Raw genomic sequence first — 16607 nt, 5'->3', positions numbered from 1 at the left:
TTCCCCATATTAAATTAATTCTGTTTCTCTAACGCTATTTTCAATCCTTTTTGAAATTCTTCGATATCAGGGTTGATTCAAAATACTTCCTCCATTGAAATGAGCTTGTTTAGTAAAGGATATTAACCTTTCCATACTTGTATATCTTTGCTTTCAATTTCCTCATCTTTCTAATCCTCCTAATGTTCTTGTAGCAAGTTGTGTAACGAATTATAATTAAACATATTTTAATGTAGTTTAACACACAATCATTTCTCCATTAATCTAAATTTACTTTATTTGAATTAAATTTAACACATTGAAAGAAATAACATAATTGTATGCAGCAGAAAAGATATCTTTAGCCCTGATATTATTCAATTTCTTTATTTTTAGGAATCGATCTTGTTGTTCCTATAATGTCTTTTTATATGAATACGTTACAATTAGTTACTGATATAATGAAATATTGCTACATTTACATTTACTCAATTACTAACACCTCCTATCACCGGAATATAGATAGATTCAATCAAAAATTGATTATACTGGGGTTACTTCTTTGTTCTTCATCTGAATCTTTATTTGGATTTGCCAATCATATATGGGGAGTATTTCTTTCCAAAGCATTAGGTGGCATGAGTGCGGCATGTATGATGCTAGCGAGATTCTGGTGCGAGAAATTTATAAAACCTTGACATACTGATACTATCAATCTAAAAAAGGACATGATCAGTATGAAAAAGAAAAATTGATTTACAGAATCAACCTGTCCAAACTAGAAAGAATTCATCCATCAATTGTTTGCATTTATATCATCAAATATAATTCCGCTAGAAATATATGCGCTATATTCTCTTTTATTTTCGCTTTACATTAGAGCCTAAAAAGGCCCCTAATGCTAGAGGCCTTCCTTCGTTATTTTTCACTTTTCTCGTTTTCTTCCACTACTTGCACAACAGGCTTCTCACTCACCATTTGCTGCACAGTACCTTTTCCGGCAAATCCTTCTAATAACTCTTTCAAATCAATACCAGAAGAAGCTTTTAATGTTTCTTGCATTGTTGCCATTAAATCCGTCGCATATCCTGCCACTTTTCCAGCTCCGCTGTTTTTTCCACCGCCGCCTGTATCCACAACAGTAATCTTATCAATGTTACTAAGTGGGCTTGCAATTTCTTTTGCGTAGCTTGGAAGCATTTTAAGAACCATATCCATAATTGCCGCTTGCCCATATAATTCGAATGCTTCCGCAATTTTTTGCTTCGCTTCCGCTTCTGCTAAACCTTTTAATCGGATAACATCCGCTTCCGCTGTACCTTGCGCTTTTTGAACTTCTGCTTTTGCTTGCCCTTGTGCCTTTTCAATTTCAGCTTTTGCTAAACCTTCTACACGCACCTCTTCCGCACGTGCTCTTGCTTCTGCTTCAATCTTATATTGATCTGCATCTGCTTTTTTCATTTGTTTTACTTTTTCCGCTTCCGCTGATTGTTCAACTGCATAACGATCTGCATCTGCTTTCTTCTTTACTTCCGCGTCGTATTGTTTTTCACGACGCGCAATTTCTTTTTCTTCTAATTCAATTTGCTTTTCACGCTCAATGATTTTAACGCGCATTTGCTCTTCTGTAACACCTTGTTGTGCTTTTGCTTGTTGTAATTCATAAGAAAGGTCCGCATCGGCACGTGCTTGCTCTTGCTCTCTCTTATATGATTGTACTTTTAATTCTTTATGCTTTTCAGCCTCAGCAATTTGTGCATCACGTTGATATTCAGCTTCTTTTGCTTCTTTCTCCGCACGAGCTTTTTCAATACGTGCTTCTTTTTCACGCTCTGCATTCGCAATTGTTGCATCACGTTTCACTGTTGCGATTTGCGGTTGACCTAAAGCATCTAAATAACCATTTTTATCCATGATTTCTTTAATCGTAAAGGAGACAATACGAAGCCCCATTTTCTTCAAATCTGTCGAAGCAACTTCATGTACCTTTTGTGCAAATTGCTCTCTATTACTATAAGCATCCTCCACTGTCATTGAAGATAAGATAGCACGTAAATGGCCTTCTAATACTTCTTTCGCTTCAACTTTTAACTCTTCCGTTTCTTTCCCTAAATATTGTTCAGCTGCTGTAGATACTTCTTCAATTGTTGAACCTACTTTAATAATAGAAACACCATTTACCGTAACTGGCACCCCTTGCTTTGTATACGTATCACGTGTTCCAACTTCTAATTTATAGTTTAATAAACTAAGAAGTTCCGCTCGTTGCATAATTGGTACAACAAACGTACCACCACCACGAATAATTTTAATTTTTTTACCATCATCTGTTGTGACAACGTTTTTCCCGTCACCAAGCCAGTTCCCTGTTACAATCAGCGCCTCATCAGGACCAACTGTACGATATTTTGTGATAAACACCAAAATAAGTAAAAGTAAGATTGCGAGTAATATACCACCGATAATTAATGGAATCATTCAAATTCCCCCTTATAACTTTGGTTTTTTTAAAGAATAAGCGATGTTCTGTACAAGCAAAACACCATCTTGAACTCCCTCAATAATGACCTCGGTTCCTTGTAAAATATCTTTCTTTCCAATTGTCTTAGCTGGTATCGCATTACTTCCAAATTGCGAAGAAACTAATACTTCTCCAAATCCTTCTTTCGGGATGGTAATAATCACTTCTCCTTTGCATCCAACAAATTCAGCCATACGTTGCACTGTATTTTGTTCAGCTTCTACAATTGGTTTTAAAATCAATATTTTCATTAGAAAAACTCCAATAAAAGATATGCCGAAAGAAAGACTAAAAATAACAATACTATTCCAAGTAAATAAATACTCTCCTATATAACTAAAACCACAGAGCATGGCAAAGAAACTGAGCAGCAACGTTACAATAGATGCAGATCCATCTCCGAAGCTAAATATGGATTCAAATATATCTCCAAAAAAGATATAAATAACAGTAAGTACGGTAGCAATAATAAATCCATATAAATAAATTGTCTCAAGCGGATAACCCAACAATGTCATGCCTTATCCCCCTTTCATCATTACCTCTCTCTTTGTTATATGTATGCCTCACCTCTTTCAAAAATTATTTTTCCTAATTTTCAGTTATTTATCCTTTAAAGAAAAACCTGTACGACAGGCTGCTTAAAAAAGAACAGGAGGAGCCTATAGTGACAGGCTCCTCCTAGAAAATAACCGATATATTGTATATCTATATAATATACTATTTTACATAATAAGTAAAGTTATATAAATATTTCTACCTCAATTTTTTCCTTTTTATTACACATGAATGAATATTCTATTATATAAAAAGCCCCTTAAAAAAGGGGCTACGCCATTTTCTCACCTGATTCTTCTCTAAAAAAGCTCTTCATTGCATGAAACACATCAGCTTTCTGCTTTAAAATATAGTATCTGAAATTCTCATCTTTAATATTTTTATAGGCTGACATAAGCGTACTGTGACGATTATACTGGTTTACTTCCCCATACCCAAACATATTACATACCTTCATCAATTCTTGCACAAACTTCACACACCGAGCATTATCTGATGTTAAGTTATCTCCATCTGAAAAATGAAATGGATAAATATTATAGCGTTCCGGTGAATACTTGCCATCTATAAGCTCAAGTGCTTTTCTATAAACAGAGGAACAGATTGTTCCACCACTTTCTCCTTTTGAGAAAAACTCTTCTTCTGTCACGACCTTCGCTTCTGTGTGATGCGCAATAAACTCTATATCTACCGTTTCGTACTTTGTACGTAAGAATCTTGTCATCCAAAAGAAGAAACTACGCGCCATATACTTCTCCCAAATCCCCATAGATCCGCTCGTATCCATCATTGCTAATACAACAGCTTTGGAATCTGGCTTCAACACTTCATTCCATGTTCGGAACTTCAAATCTTCTTGACGAATTGGATGAAAAGCTGGCTTTCCATTCATAGCATTTCGTTTGTAAGCTGAGATCATCGTCCGTTTTTTATCAATATTTCCCCACAATCCTGTTTTTCTAATGTCATTAAATTCAATATGTTCAATACGATTTTCATCCATTTCTTTCCGCTTTAAATTAGGCAGCTCCAACTCTTTAAAAAATGCTTGCTCTAATTCTAAAATTGATACTTCTGCTTCATAATAATCTTCTCCAGCTGCATCCCCTGCACCTTGCCCTTTTCCTGGTCCTTTTTGCTTTTGACCACCTGACCCATCTCTTGCAACCACATCGCCAACTTTACTATCACCAGTTCCTTGCCCAACATGTTTATTCTTATCGTAATTATATCTAATTTTATATTCATCTAAAGACCGAATTGGTATTTTTACAACGTCCCTACCATTAGACATCACGATATTTTCTTCTGTCACAAGGTCTGGTAAGTTATTCTTAATTGCCTCTTGCACCTTTTCTTGATGGCGTTGTTGATCGTCATGTCCTTTGCGATGGAGGGACCAGTTTTCCTGTGAAATTGTATAATTTGGTTGATTTTCTTCGCTCATCTTTTTCCCTCCTTACTGTGATTTTCCTTATTTTCTCTAATAAACAGTAATATACAAATTTGAGGTTATGATGTAGCAACAAGAGTAGTTAAAAAGTATCTGTTCATTAGAACTTACTTTTTCCATAATCATAAGACACCCATAGCTTTTTTACGTATTGCTCCGAACTTCCTTAACAAAAACTTTGGCATTCATTTTAAATTGAAATTTCTTTAGCTGATAAAAAAGAAACACAATTCATTGTTGCACACTTTTCCACTCTGCAACATATTGTATTGTGTTGGCTTTTTCTGTATGAATGGTTGGTTACTCTATCATATGCGTATTGTAAAAATAATTGACAATAAATTCATGAAATTGCACCCTAATTTATTATGTTTGGACAAGTCTCCAGGAAACATTCACTATATAAATACATATTGAAAAACCAATACAGCACCTACTTTTTAGGTGGAAGAGAGCATCCGGCCAAGCCTAGTAGTGGTCAGTTCCTTTTTTGGCCCCCTTCCTTGTGAAAACAACAGGAAGAAATGAGTGGAGATTTTTTCATAACCACAATTTAGATGTTTGAAAATCGAAATGGATTTATATAGTAAAGTTCCATTACTTCAATCAGATAGATACAAAAACGCTGCCTCTGCTTTCATTAGAGACAGCGTTTTATTATCAAGCTATCGATTCAACAAGCTACCTACATAGCGAAGCAATTCATTTGCTGATGAAGAATTATAGCCATGTTCATCGATTAAGCGTGCTACAACATCATTAATTTTCTTCAGCTGATTTTCATCTGGTGTTTTCGTAGATGTTGTAATTTTCACAATATCTTTCAAATCAGCAAATAATTTTTTCTGGATTGCTTCGCGAAGGCGTTCATGTGAGTTATAATCAAAACGTTTTCCTTTACGAGCATAAGCAGAAATGCGTATTAAAATTTCTTCTCGGAACGCTTTCTTTGCATTTTCTGAAATACCAATTTGCTCTTCAATAGAACGCATCAGCTTTTCATCTGGACTCATTTCTTCACCTGTTAATGGATCACGTAATTTTGATTTATTGCAATATGCCTCAACGTTATCCAAGTAATTATCCATAAGCGTCTTAGCTGATTCTTCATACGAATACACGAATGCTTTTTGTACTTCTTTCTTGGCAATTTCATCGTACTCTTTCCGTGCTAATGAAATGAAATTCATATAGCGCTCCCGATCTTCATTACTAATAGATGGATGTTGATCTAACCCATCTTTTAATGAACGTAACACATCAAGCGCATTAATCGATGGTACTTCTTTTCTAATAATAGTAGAAGAAATACGGTTAATGACATAACGCGGATCAATACCACTCATACCTTCATCCTGATATTCACGCTGCAATTCCTCTACATCAATTGCATTGTAACCTTCTACCATTTCTCCGTCATACAAACGCATCTTTTTAATTAAATCAATATCCGGGCGCTTCGGATCCTTCAAGCGTGTTAAAATCGTGAACATTGCTGCGACGCGAAGTGTGTGCGGCGCAATGTGTACATTGGCAACATCGCTTTCATGAATCATCTTTTCATAAATATGTTCTTCTTCACTCACTCGTAAATTATATGGAACCGGCATTACAATAATCCTTGAATGTAACGCCTCATTCTTCTTGTTAGAAATAAAGGAGCGATACTCTGTTTCATTCGTGTGGGCTACAATTAATTCATCTGCTGAAATAAGTGCAAATCTCCCCGCTTTGAAATTCCCCTCTTGTGTAAGAGATAATAGATGCCATAAAAATTTCTCATCACATTTTAACATCTCCTGAAATTCCATCATACCACGGTTTGCTTTATTTAACTCTCCATCAAAACGGTATGCACGTGGATCTGACTCTGAACCATATTCTGCAATTGTAGAAAAATCAATACTCCCTGTTAAATCTGCAATATCCTGTGATTTTGGATCTGAAGGACTAAATGTACCAATTCCTGTCCGGCGATCTTCCGAGAAGAAAATACGTTCTACAATTACATCTTCAATTCTTCCACCATATTCTTTTTCTAAACGCATCACATTTAATGGTGACAAATTCCCTTCAATTCTTACCCTATATTCATCGTAAAAGTCATCACGTAAATGATGTGGTATTAAATGAAGAGGATCTTCATGCATCGGGCAACCTTTTATCGCAAAAATAGCTCCTCGATCTGTACGCGAGTATGTCTCTAATCCCCGTTTTAACATAGTGACTAACGTGGATTTCCCACCACTAACTGGTCCCATTAATAATAAAATCCGTTTTCTAACATCTAAACGTTTCGCAGACGGATGAAAATATTCTTCCACAAGACGCTCTAATGCTTCTTCTAATCCAAATAGCTGATTGCTAAAAAAATTATATTTTTTTCTACCCTCTACTTCTTCAATGCCAGCATCTTTAATCATATTGTAAATGCGAGAGTGTGCAGTTTGAGCCACCCATGGTCGTTCTTTAACAAGCTCCAAATATTCCGCAAACGTACCTTCCCATTGTAAACGTTCTTCTGCTTCTCGATGCTGTTCAATTTTCTTTAGAATATCCATTATAGCTCCTCCCCCATCTCCTTGTTCAATCGGATTATTATAAAAGGTATGCGAGGATGTCCTTAAACATTCTTTAAATCAAAATGAAATCTTCTACAAACATTATAAATTTCACCCCAAAGTTAAAAGAAAATTCGGTATAATAAAAATACTAGGGAACTTGTTCTCCATTCTTACAGGATATATCTTCTTTACTTCCATAGAATCTACATAAACTTCAGATCAAAATTATTTTAAATAAAATATGAAGAAGGAGGTCTCACATGAAATTATTATTAATTTTAGGTGTCTCACTTACATTTCTTACTGCAATTTTCACTTCAGGATATAATGATAAACCAGGTACAAACAAAAAGTGATGGGCCTAAGCCCATCACTTTTTGTCTGCTATTACATTTAAATTTTAATATACAATCTCTAAATCTAAACCTGGATAATTTTGTTGGCGGAATGCCTCATAAATTAAAATCGCTGCTGTATTGGATAAATTTAAAGAACGTACTTTGTCAGTCATTGGAATACGTAAACAATGATCGAAGTTTTCTTCAATTACGTTTGCTGGCAATCCGTTTGTTTCTCTTCCAAATACAAAATAATAATCTTTCTCTACCTTACTATAATCAAACGCTGTATGTGCTTTTTCACCATACTTTGTTAAATAGAAGAATTCACCGTCTTTATTTTTTTCATAAAACTCTTCAATCGAATCATAATACGTAATTTTTACGTGCTGCCAGTAGTCAAGACCGGCACGTTTTAACATTTTATCATCCGTTGAAAATCCAAGTGGTCGAATTAAATGTAATTCTGTTCCAGTGGCTGCACAAGTACGTGCAATGTTCCCTGTATTTGCTGGAATTTCTGGTTGATATAAAACAACATGTACTCCCACGTTATATTCACCTCAATCTTTTGTCTACTACGTATTATACCACTTGAGTGAAAAATCTCTACCCATTAATAATATGAAAAAATTTATATTTCATTTGTGGTGTATATTTACTGGAATCTTCATAATTCCAATAACGCCTGCGGCTATTAGCAGAATGGGCATTTACAAGCGGCATGCCGTCCGCATCTTTGGCTACAACTATTGTTGTATGATTCCATCTACCATCATCTTCAAAATCATAAACAATTACATCACCAAGTAGAAGGTCTTCCGGATTTTCTACCGCTTTAGCACGAAGTCCTGTTGTAGCCCCTGATAAATACCAATAAAATGAATGAGCAACTGCCCAGCTCCAGCTCCACTGATTCTCCCTTTGCCACCATCCTTTACGAATGTTAGGATACCCAGTCATTGGTGTTTCACCAATATGCAGACACTGTGAAATAAAATTCGTACAATTATCAGGAAAATTACGATACGCAGGGTTTCGATCATCCCACCAACGCTCCGCATATTTGACAGCTTCTAAGCGATTATATTGATACGAATCATACTTTCCTTTCGTTATCTCACGCTCTAACGTTTCCCCTTGGACCTTTTCTTCTTTCACTGCAATATCTTTATCTTCTACAATACGCCCATCTTTCAGATAAACACGCCGTTCTAATTGTTCTTCTTCCATGTAGAATAATTCATGATGATGAACTAAATATTTCAAATGAACTTGATAATCTACTTCTTGATATTGCTTACTATTCAATTGTCTTATAAAAGATACGTCTGCTGTTGCCTTTACAATTTCAGCATCACGTTTTTGAAACAAACTTCTTTTTCGCTGTAATACTTGTAGTAAATCAGCAGGAAGCTTATCGACGCTTACACGTTTATTTGTAATATACGCTAAAAATTGTTGCATCTGTTGTTCAAGCTGTTTCTTTACCAACATAGGCCTCTCCCTCCCATATTACACAATATGAAAAAAAGAGGTATTATCTACTGTTTTTTCTCAGCTAACATTTCAAGACCGCGATTCATTTCATGAAGAACTTCTTCATCCTTTTCACGCTCCATCGCCTTTTCAATCGCTTCTCCTACACCTTCACCACCGATTTTTCCTAGAGCCCATGCTGCTGTCCCACGAATTACGGGTCTTGGATCATCTTTCATAACACCAATTAAATCAGGAGTTGCTGTGGTTTCCTTGAAATGAGCAAGGGCTAAAATTGCATTTCGTTGCAATGGTTTTTTCCCGCGCCATGATCCAGACATAATGCCATATTTTTCTTTGAAATCCCGATTACTTATCGTTAATAATGGAGTTAATAATGGTTTAACAAGCTCTGGATCTGGCTCCATTTCTGGATGGTTATGAAAGTCCTTCCCTCTGTTCTTTGGACAAACTGTTTGACACGTATCACAGCCGTAAATACGATTTCCAATTTTATCTCGATATTCTTCTGGGAGAAACCCTTTTGTTTGCGTTAAAAAAGCAATACATTTTTTTGAATCTAATTGTCCTCCCTGTACAAGTGCACCAGTTGGACAAATATCAATACACTTTGTACAACTTCCGCACTGATCTTCTATTGGTTGATCCGGCGGAAATGGTACGTTCGTAATCATTTCACCTAAATACACATAGGAGCCAAATTCTGGCGTAATAATAGAACAGTTTTTACCGCTCCATCCAATACCAGCACGCTCCGAAACAGCGCGATCGCTCAACTCTCCCGTATCCACCATTGATTTCACTTCTATATCAGGAAGCTTCTCAATTAAATACGCCTCTAATTTTTGCAGGCGATCCCGCAAAACAAGATGATAATCTTGTCCCCAAGAAGCACGGCAAAAAATACCACGTCTTTCTCCTCGTTTACTTAACGGTGCATTTTTCAACTTTGATGGATACGCTAATGCAATTGCAATAATGGATTTTGCTCCTGGCAATAGTAACTGTGGATTAGTTCTTTTTTCAATATCAGGTTCTTCAAATCCAGACTGATAATTTAATTGTTGCTGCTGAATTAAACGCTGTCTTAATTCTTCAAATGGTGAGGCACTCGCAAAGCCTATTTTATCTATTCCAATTGTTTTACTATACGCTATAACATCTTGCTTTAATTGCTCAAAATTCATGCTTTGCCTCCTGCTACGATGAATACATATCCTCATCAAACAAGTAATCACCTACTGATGGTTAGCAATCCACTTCGTAATCATAGTCCTTAATTCTATTTTCGCATAAAATCTTCATTTCCAAACATTAAAAAACGCAATGCCTCGTTTATCTTAGAAACGAAACACTGCGTTGATCACAATTTATTATGAGAATATGAAATAATATCTGGAGCGGGTGAAGAGAATCGAACTCTCGACCAGAGCTTGGAAGGCTCTTGTTTTACCACTAAACTACACCCGCAAATATGAAAAAACATAAGATATTGAAATAACTTATGTAAAATAGTATAGCATGTAATAAAAGTCCAAGCAAGAATTTTATCGAAAAAAGTCGAAAAGTGATGAATAATCATCACTTTTTCAATTCTTTATCGATTGCCTTTTTCATACTATCATAATCAGGATTTGAAAGATTCCCATTTACATATACTGAAGGAGCACCTTGTACTTTTAATTTTTGTGCACGATCGGAATCCTTACGTACTTTGTCTTGGGTTTCTTTGCTATGTAAATCTTTTTTAAACTGTTCTATATTAACTTTCGGAAGTTTTTCCTTCACTATATTAAGAAGCAGTTCTTCTGTAATCCATTCTTCAGTATCTTTCTTCTGAATTTGATAAATTTCATCATAGAATGTCCAGAAAGATTCTGGGTCTTGTTTATAAATCGCTTCACCAGCCGCTGCACCTAAATTAGAATCTTTTCCAATAAACGGAAAATTAATGAAATAAAACTGGACTTTCCCTTTATTAATATACTCCTCTTTTAAACGAGGTAATACAGTCGTATCCCAAGTTCGACAAGCTGGACATTTAAAATCCCCAAATTCAACAACCTTAACGGCTGCATCTTCCTTACCTAAAGATTGCTGCGTGGAATAAGCAAACATTTCATTCCCTTTATCTTTTTTGTCATTTATGATACTGTACGCAACTGTTCCAATTACAATTAACACTGCAATAGAAAAAACAATACCAAGAGCCATGATTTTATTTGATGATTTCATATACATTCCTCTTTAAATTCATATTCTGTATACATTGTTGTACACATTACACATGATATCAATACTTTTATACATCATGCAATGAACACGCTCACATAATTTCCAAAAACACAACAAATGTGTCAATATTGTGTCTCTTCTTTGGCAGTCTTATTCAAAAAAAAGTGAAGTTCCCCTATGGAACTTCACTTTTAACTTACCGCTTTTTCACGAGCTACTTTTTGCAATGAATGCTGAGTTGGAATGTCATGACGAATTACTAATTTTTCACTAATTGCTTGCACATATTCATCATGACTAATATATCCTTCTCGTTCCATTAATTTCAAAACGACATTTCGTCTTTCTACTGCTTTGTCATAATTTTGAGCAGGAGAATAATAAGCAGGTGCTTTCACAACAGCAGCCATCATTGCACTCTCACTTAATGTTAATTGATTTACCGTTTTGCCAAAGTATAGCTTGGATGCTTTTTCAATCCCCCATGCACCTTCTCCGTAATAAATATTGCTTACATATAATTTCAAAATCTCATCTTTAGTAAATGTTCGCTCAATTTTTTTTGTATAAAAAACTTCCTTCCATTTACGAGAAAATGTACGTTCATTAGATAAAAAAGCATTTTTGGAAAGCTGCTGTGTAATTGTACTTCCACCTTGTACAACACCACCAGCTTTTATATTTTCAATAGAAGCTCGAACAATTGCTATATAGTCTAAGCCGTTATGGTGATAAAACCTTTTATCTTCTGTCGCAATAAATGCGTGAGCCAGAGATTCTGGTACCTCTAATTTAGCAGGTACATGTAGCTTACTAATATCACTTCTTTCAATCATTACATTTCCGACAAATAATAATGTACAACTCAGTAGTAATAATAAAATAATAGCTTTATAAAGAAACTTTGTAATTGGATTGAATGAAACTTTTTGATGATAGTTAACTCTAGACAGTACTCGTTCTTTCATTATGCACACCTCTTTTCCTTACACCATATATAATCCTTACATTAAGAATACCGTTTTTTAAAACAATCTCCAATTGATTTCTCTTACACCTACCTTACAATGTTGTAAGTTATAGAATACATATTCTAGCAGAAAAAATGGTAAGCTTCTATATACATCGAAATTAAAAAACAACATACCCCCCTTCTTTTTAGATGGGAGAGAGAACCCGGCCATGTATAGCAGCGGTCAGTGCCTTTTTTGGCCCCATGCCACGTGAAAACAAAGGGAACAAATGAGTGGAGATCCTCTTTTGTTTTCATAGCCGCGACTTATATGTCGTAAAATCAAAATGGATATATATATTCAGATGAATTGCTTTAAAATCACATATTCATCCTTCTTCTATTATATCACCTGGCATATTTTTAGTTTTAGTTGGTTCCCTCCTAACATTTTTTCTACAGTATTTCTAAAAAATTAATATAACAGTCCAATTAGAACAATATAGATATAATACCAAACGAACGTTCTTATAATCAATATGTATTTACTATGTATACTTTTTATCTTATTACTTTACCTAATTTCACCGATTAAACATCATACTAGACATTTTTACTTACACAATATAAGAAAAAAAGGACGAGTGATTTGATGATATCTCAAATCACTCGTCCTTTTGAAATTAATAATAGATGAAATAATCTATAATCTTCCTATCAAATCATAAGGATCTACTTTCCATGTTTCATATGGAATGAAATTCTTTGCTTTTATGGCATCAAGTGTTCTCGACTTCATATGTGGGCGTGTTATATATTTTATGTAAGCAGAAACAGCAACAATATGCTTAGGGGTTGTATATTCCATCATCCAGCTTCCAAAGAATATTAGTTTTATTTTAAAATCAATATAATTTAATTTTCAACAAGCATTTCGAGAATCCTTTTTAATCTACAAACAATCCAAAAAAAGAGACCTTTTGTTCTAATTAACAAAAGGTCTCTTTTTTAGATATTATTCACCTAAATCAACATTGTGATAAACTTGTTGAACATCTTCTAAATCTTCTAATGCATCAATCATTTTTTCAAATTGTACTTGTGCATCTTCTTGAAGTGTTAAATCATTTTGTGCAAGCATTGTTAGCTCAGCAACTGTAAATTCAGTAATACCAGCATCCTTAAGTGCTGCTTGTACCGAATGGAACTGATCAGGTTCAGCATAAACGATAACTGCTTCCTCTTCTTCTAGAATATCACGCGCGTCTACATCTGCTTCCATTAAAATTTCAAGCACTTCATCTGCTGTTTTTCCTTCAAGCCCAATAACAGCAGTTGCATCAAACATATATGCTACGGATCCATTTACGCCCATATTACCACTATTTTTACTAAACGCAGCTCGTACATCCGCTGCAGTACGATTCACGTTATTTGTAAGTGTATCTACAATTACCATAGATCCATTTGGTCCGAATCCTTCATAACGAAGCTCGTCGTAATTTTCTTCAGAACCACCTTTTGCTTTTTCAATCGCACGATCAATGATTGTTCTTGGTACATTGTATGTTTTTGCACGTTCTAATACGACTCTCAACGTTTGATTTGATTCTGGATCTGGCTCACCTTGTTTTGCAGCCACATAAATCTCACGTCCAAATTTCGCATATATACGGCTTGTATTTGCATCTTTTGATGCTTTTTTGTCTTTAATATTATTCCATTTACGGCCCATACTGTTCCACTCTCTTTCACGTTTAAATCTACATAAAAATATTAATATGAAATACAATGTTTATTCAACACTTTTTCAAAATAAATACAAAAAGTTCATTATTGATTCGCATTACTGACATAATATAAATCAATATAATTTCGTTCATTCACCAAATTATATTATACCTTAAATTCATAATTCATTACGAATTTAACACTCAAATAACATGATTTTACAGTGTAAATACAAAAAGCCTCCTAAAATGGAAGCCTACTTTTACAACCCATTATTTTGGTTCTGAAAGGTCTCCAGATTTCGTTAATGATCTAGCAATTCCATCTCCAAATTTATTTAATACAAAGTGTGTTTCCTCATAATGCGCATGATTTGGTTCATCGGACTCTCGGACTCACTGCCGATTAAAATGCACGGTTTTAATGCGTGGTGCGAACGGTGAGAATTGCTCGTAGTGTTAACTTTTGTTCAGCTAGTACCGATAACGGAATGACTGATACTATAAGAGTTTTTCTTTGTGTTTATAGCAATACGTAAATAAGACCGCCTCTTTTACAAGAACGGTCGTACAAAAAACATTTGCTGGAGGTTGCTACGAATAGCTTAAGATATCTTCTTTAGTTATTGTGGACAAGAATTTTTACGTTTATTCGCAAAAACAGCAGGCAACTGATTAAGTCCCCCGCTACGTTCTTGCACGACACGGAAGAGAGAGCGCCCCGTTTTGAAAGAGTGAAGCCGAAGGAAAGTCGGCTTGCAGATAGTATACGCAATACAAAAAAAGATTATTCAAAGAGGAGGAATTAGAATAATCTTTTTATCCTCCTTCCTTATTCTGAAATTAACGTCCGGTCCACATATCCTGTACAATTCCGTTTTGGAATAATTCATATGGAAAATAACAATACCCTTCATCTCCCCATTCTGTCCCCCAGCTGTTTCGAATAATCACAACTTTTTTATCATCATCATACCCAACAGCACATACAGCATGTCCTGCTGGTTGTCCATCTTCTATAATTACATCATCAGTTCCTGAGATAGGTACGATTCCAGTTTTTCTTACCTCATCAGAATGATAAAAGGCATTTGTAACTAGAAAACCAAGAACTACTGGAAGTCCATGCGCCAGTGCAGATTTTAATCGTGGTAAATCTTGCACACGACTATATTGCCCAATCCGATAAAGTAATGCATCATTTTCCGATTTCGAGGATGGTGTATTCCTTATAGACAAAGTCATTCAATATATATCCTTAACATATACATTGGAAAATATGTATTCTATAACAGAGAGTCTTGGTTATACTTTGACTTCCTCGTATAAAAAAAACGAGTAAAGCCAACGAGAATGGTGGTCACTTCCGATAATTAAACGCGGGGCTCCGTAGGATTTTCTACTACATTACGCATATATAAAATGACGTTTTCTTTACTATGTTCCTCTGTGACGTTATACAACTTTAAATTTATACTGTCGATACCTTGCTCATGTAAATGGTTTAGGCAGATACTTCCTTACGATAAAGCCCAATCGTATGAGGCCTTAAATTACGTAACTCACAATTCTTCGTAAAAATACTTAGCGCATCCTCAAACGTTTCTACGTACGACTTTTTACTTTTGTGAACAACAGATAATTCGCGATCATTTAACACGTTCCTTCGTCTTACCACAACTACACCTCCACACTCAACGTAAACGATTTGCTCGCACGCTTCGAGTTAATATAGTCATCTAAGAATTCAACGTCTATAAACGCAAAAAAAAGCACTCCTTACCGAAGTAAGAAGCGCTTAATATGTACGATATAATCAATCCGAAGACAAATAAAAAAGACGAGTAATCGTCTTTTTGATACCGATGGTCGGGGTCGAACCGACACTCCCGAAGGAACACGATTTTGAGTCGTGCGCGTCTGCCAATTCCGCCACATCGGCATAATAAGAAAGGCGGCAACCGGATTTGAACCGGTGGTAAAGGTTTTGCAGACCTCTGCCTTACCACTTGGCTATGCCGCCATATTAAATTACTTTGGAGCGGAAGACGGGATTCGAACCCGCGACCCCAACCTTGGCAAGGTTGTATTCTACCACTGAACTACTTCCGCAAAAATGGCTGGGCTAGCTGGATTCGAACCAGCGCATGACGGAGTCAAAGTCCGTTGCCTTACCGCTTGGCTATAGCCCACCGAAGTTTTAATTCATTATATGCAAGTATTAACTACTTTATTTACAAATATTAAAAAATAAAAATGGGGCGACTGATGGGAATCGAACCCACGAATGCCGGAGCCACAATCCGGTGCGTTAACCACTTCGCCACAACCGCCATGTTGTGTTTTGGCAGGGGTAGTAGGAATTGAACCCACACTGGAGGTTTTGGAGACCTCTGTTCTACCTTTAAACTATACCCCTATATAAAATGTAAATGGTGGAGGGGGGCAGATTCGAACTGCCGAACCCGAAGGAGCGGATTTACAGTCCGCCGCGTTTAGCCACTTCGCTACCCCTCCGAAACTTACATGGTGCCGGCTAGAGGACTTGAACCCCCAACCTACTGATTACAAGTCAGTTGCTCTACCAATTGAGCTAAGCCGGCATATTTAGTTAAAATGGTGGCTCGGGACGGAATCGAACCGCCGACACGAGGATTTTCAGTCCTCTGCTCTACCGACTGAGCTACCGAGCCTTTATATAAATGGCGGTCCCGACCGGGGTCGAACCGGCGATCTCCTGCGTGACAGGCAGGCATGTTAACCACTACACCACGGGA

Annotated in this window: 12 protein-coding genes, 10 tRNA genes and 1 pseudogene; all 23 read right to left on the bottom strand. The window is 35.9% G+C overall.

Going from position 1 to position 16607, the window contains the following annotated elements:
* Positions 1–897: 897 nt before the first annotated feature.
* The 23 genes and pseudogenes from JDS96_RS03195 to JDS96_RS03085 all read right to left on the bottom strand — a co-directional run bounded on the left by JDS96_RS03195 (position 898) and on the right by JDS96_RS03085 (position 16523).
* On the bottom strand, positions 898–2457 hold the full coding sequence (locus tag JDS96_RS03195) for a flotillin family protein (RefSeq protein WP_003195033.1): 1560 nt from the start codon (positions 2455–2457) through the stop codon (positions 898–900).
* Between the two features lie 12 nt (positions 2458–2469).
* Positions 2470–3018 carry an NfeD family membrane protein gene (locus JDS96_RS03190; RefSeq protein WP_199666003.1) on the bottom strand — a complete coding sequence of 183 codons (549 nt, stop codon included), beginning with the start codon at positions 3016–3018 and terminating at the stop codon, positions 2470–2472.
* A gap of 311 nt (positions 3019–3329) precedes the next feature.
* Positions 3330–4505 (bottom strand): sporulation protein YhbH, encoded by a 1176-nt coding sequence (yhbH, locus tag JDS96_RS03185; RefSeq protein ID WP_199666002.1) that lies wholly within the window; start codon positions 4503–4505, stop codon positions 3330–3332.
* Positions 4506–5176: 671 nt separating this feature from the next.
* Positions 5177–7072, bottom strand: coding sequence for a PrkA family serine protein kinase (locus tag JDS96_RS03180; protein WP_003195068.1), 1896 nt, complete (start codon positions 7070–7072; stop codon positions 5177–5179).
* A 403-nt stretch (positions 7073–7475) separates the two neighbouring features.
* Positions 7476–7964 carry a tRNA (uridine(34)/cytosine(34)/5-carboxymethylaminomethyluridine(34)-2'-O)-methyltransferase TrmL gene (gene trmL / locus JDS96_RS03175; RefSeq protein ID WP_003195070.1) on the bottom strand — a complete coding sequence of 163 codons (489 nt, stop codon included), beginning with the start codon at positions 7962–7964 and terminating at the stop codon, positions 7476–7478.
* Between the two features lie 58 nt (positions 7965–8022).
* Positions 8023–8910 carry an amidase domain-containing protein gene (locus JDS96_RS03170; protein ID WP_199666001.1) on the bottom strand — a complete coding sequence of 296 codons (888 nt, stop codon included), beginning with the start codon at positions 8908–8910 and terminating at the stop codon, positions 8023–8025.
* Between the two features lie 47 nt (positions 8911–8957).
* The gene (gene queG, locus JDS96_RS03165) at positions 8958–10100 is read right to left on the bottom strand and encodes a tRNA epoxyqueuosine(34) reductase QueG (RefSeq protein WP_199666000.1); all 1143 of its coding nucleotides are present in this window, start codon (positions 10098–10100) and stop codon (positions 8958–8960) included.
* 209 nt (positions 10101–10309) lie between these two features.
* Positions 10310–10383, bottom strand: a tRNA-Gly gene (locus JDS96_RS03160).
* Between the two features lie 111 nt (positions 10384–10494).
* The gene (locus JDS96_RS03155; RefSeq protein WP_199665999.1) at positions 10495–11148 is read right to left on the bottom strand and encodes a DsbA family protein; all 654 of its coding nucleotides are present in this window, start codon (positions 11146–11148) and stop codon (positions 10495–10497) included.
* A gap of 191 nt (positions 11149–11339) precedes the next feature.
* Entirely contained in the window at positions 11340–12116 is a 777-nt protein-coding gene (locus tag JDS96_RS03150; RefSeq protein WP_199665998.1) for a transglycosylase domain-containing protein, read from the bottom strand.
* Between the two features lie 687 nt (positions 12117–12803).
* Positions 12804–12968 (bottom strand): hypothetical protein, encoded by a 165-nt coding sequence (locus JDS96_RS03145; RefSeq protein ID WP_199665997.1) that lies wholly within the window; start codon positions 12966–12968, stop codon positions 12804–12806.
* 147 nt (positions 12969–13115) lie between these two features.
* On the bottom strand, positions 13116–13835 hold the full coding sequence (locus tag JDS96_RS03140) for a YebC/PmpR family DNA-binding transcriptional regulator (protein WP_199665996.1): 720 nt from the start codon (positions 13833–13835) through the stop codon (positions 13116–13118).
* Between the two features lie 838 nt (positions 13836–14673).
* Positions 14674–15060 (bottom strand): annotated as a pseudogene (locus JDS96_RS03135) (C1 family peptidase); the annotation flags it as partial.
* A gap of 274 nt (positions 15061–15334) precedes the next feature.
* Complete coding sequence (locus JDS96_RS03130) at positions 15335–15508, bottom strand: hypothetical protein (protein WP_199665995.1); 174 nt, start codon at positions 15506–15508, stop codon at positions 15335–15337.
* Positions 15509–15690: 182 nt separating this feature from the next.
* A tRNA-Leu gene (locus tag JDS96_RS03125) sits at positions 15691–15772 on the bottom strand.
* Between the two features lie 10 nt (positions 15773–15782).
* A tRNA-Cys gene (locus JDS96_RS03120) sits at positions 15783–15853 on the bottom strand.
* A gap of 14 nt (positions 15854–15867) precedes the next feature.
* Positions 15868–15942: transfer RNA gene (locus tag JDS96_RS03115), tRNA-Gly, on the bottom strand.
* A 5-nt stretch (positions 15943–15947) separates the two neighbouring features.
* A tRNA-Gln gene (locus tag JDS96_RS03110) sits at positions 15948–16022 on the bottom strand.
* Positions 16023–16087: 65 nt separating this feature from the next.
* Positions 16088–16163: transfer RNA gene (locus JDS96_RS03105), tRNA-His, on the bottom strand.
* A gap of 12 nt (positions 16164–16175) precedes the next feature.
* A tRNA-Trp gene (locus JDS96_RS03100) sits at positions 16176–16249 on the bottom strand.
* Between the two features lie 14 nt (positions 16250–16263).
* A tRNA-Tyr gene (locus JDS96_RS03095) sits at positions 16264–16347 on the bottom strand.
* 10 nt (positions 16348–16357) lie between these two features.
* Positions 16358–16433: transfer RNA gene (locus JDS96_RS03090), tRNA-Thr, on the bottom strand.
* A 14-nt stretch (positions 16434–16447) separates the two neighbouring features.
* A tRNA-Phe gene (locus tag JDS96_RS03085) sits at positions 16448–16523 on the bottom strand.
* Positions 16524–16607: the final 84 nt, after the last annotated feature.

Source organism: Bacillus cereus group sp. N21 (assembly GCF_016483395.1).
Taxonomy (GTDB): Bacteria; Bacillota; Bacilli; order Bacillales; family Bacillaceae_G; genus Bacillus_A; species Bacillus_A pseudomycoides.
Note: the sequence above shows the minus strand (reverse complement) of the source record. Positions and strands in the feature narration are given on the sequence as shown.

Excerpts from the sequence above, each read along its gene's own strand:
- JDS96_RS03150 (WP_199665998.1), bottom strand. The coding sequence starts at position 12,116 with ATGAAAGAACGAGTACTGTCTAGAGTTAACTATCATCAAAAAGTTTCA.
- JDS96_RS03180 (WP_003195068.1), bottom strand. The coding sequence starts at position 7,072 with ATGGATATTCTAAAGAAAATTGAACAGCATCGAGAAGCAGAAGAACGT.
- JDS96_RS03190 (WP_199666003.1), bottom strand. The coding sequence starts at position 3,018 with ATGACATTGTTGGGTTATCCGCTTGAGACAATTTATTTATATGGATTT.
- JDS96_RS03170 (WP_199666001.1), bottom strand. The coding sequence starts at position 8,910 with ATGTTGGTAAAGAAACAGCTTGAACAACAGATGCAACAATTTTTAGCG.
- JDS96_RS03155 (WP_199665999.1), bottom strand. The coding sequence starts at position 11,148 with ATGAAATCATCAAATAAAATCATGGCTCTTGGTATTGTTTTTTCTATT.
- yhbH (WP_199666002.1), bottom strand. The coding sequence starts at position 4,505 with ATGAGCGAAGAAAATCAACCAAATTATACAATTTCACAGGAAAACTGG.
- JDS96_RS03140 (WP_199665996.1), bottom strand. The coding sequence starts at position 13,835 with ATGGGCCGTAAATGGAATAATATTAAAGACAAAAAAGCATCAAAAGAT.
- queG (WP_199666000.1), bottom strand. The coding sequence starts at position 10,100 with ATGAATTTTGAGCAATTAAAGCAAGATGTTATAGCGTATAGTAAAACA.
- JDS96_RS03145 (WP_199665997.1), bottom strand. The coding sequence starts at position 12,968 with ATGGAATATACAACCCCTAAGCATATTGTTGCTGTTTCTGCTTACATA.
- JDS96_RS03195 (WP_003195033.1), bottom strand. The coding sequence starts at position 2,457 with ATGATTCCATTAATTATCGGTGGTATATTACTCGCAATCTTACTTTTA.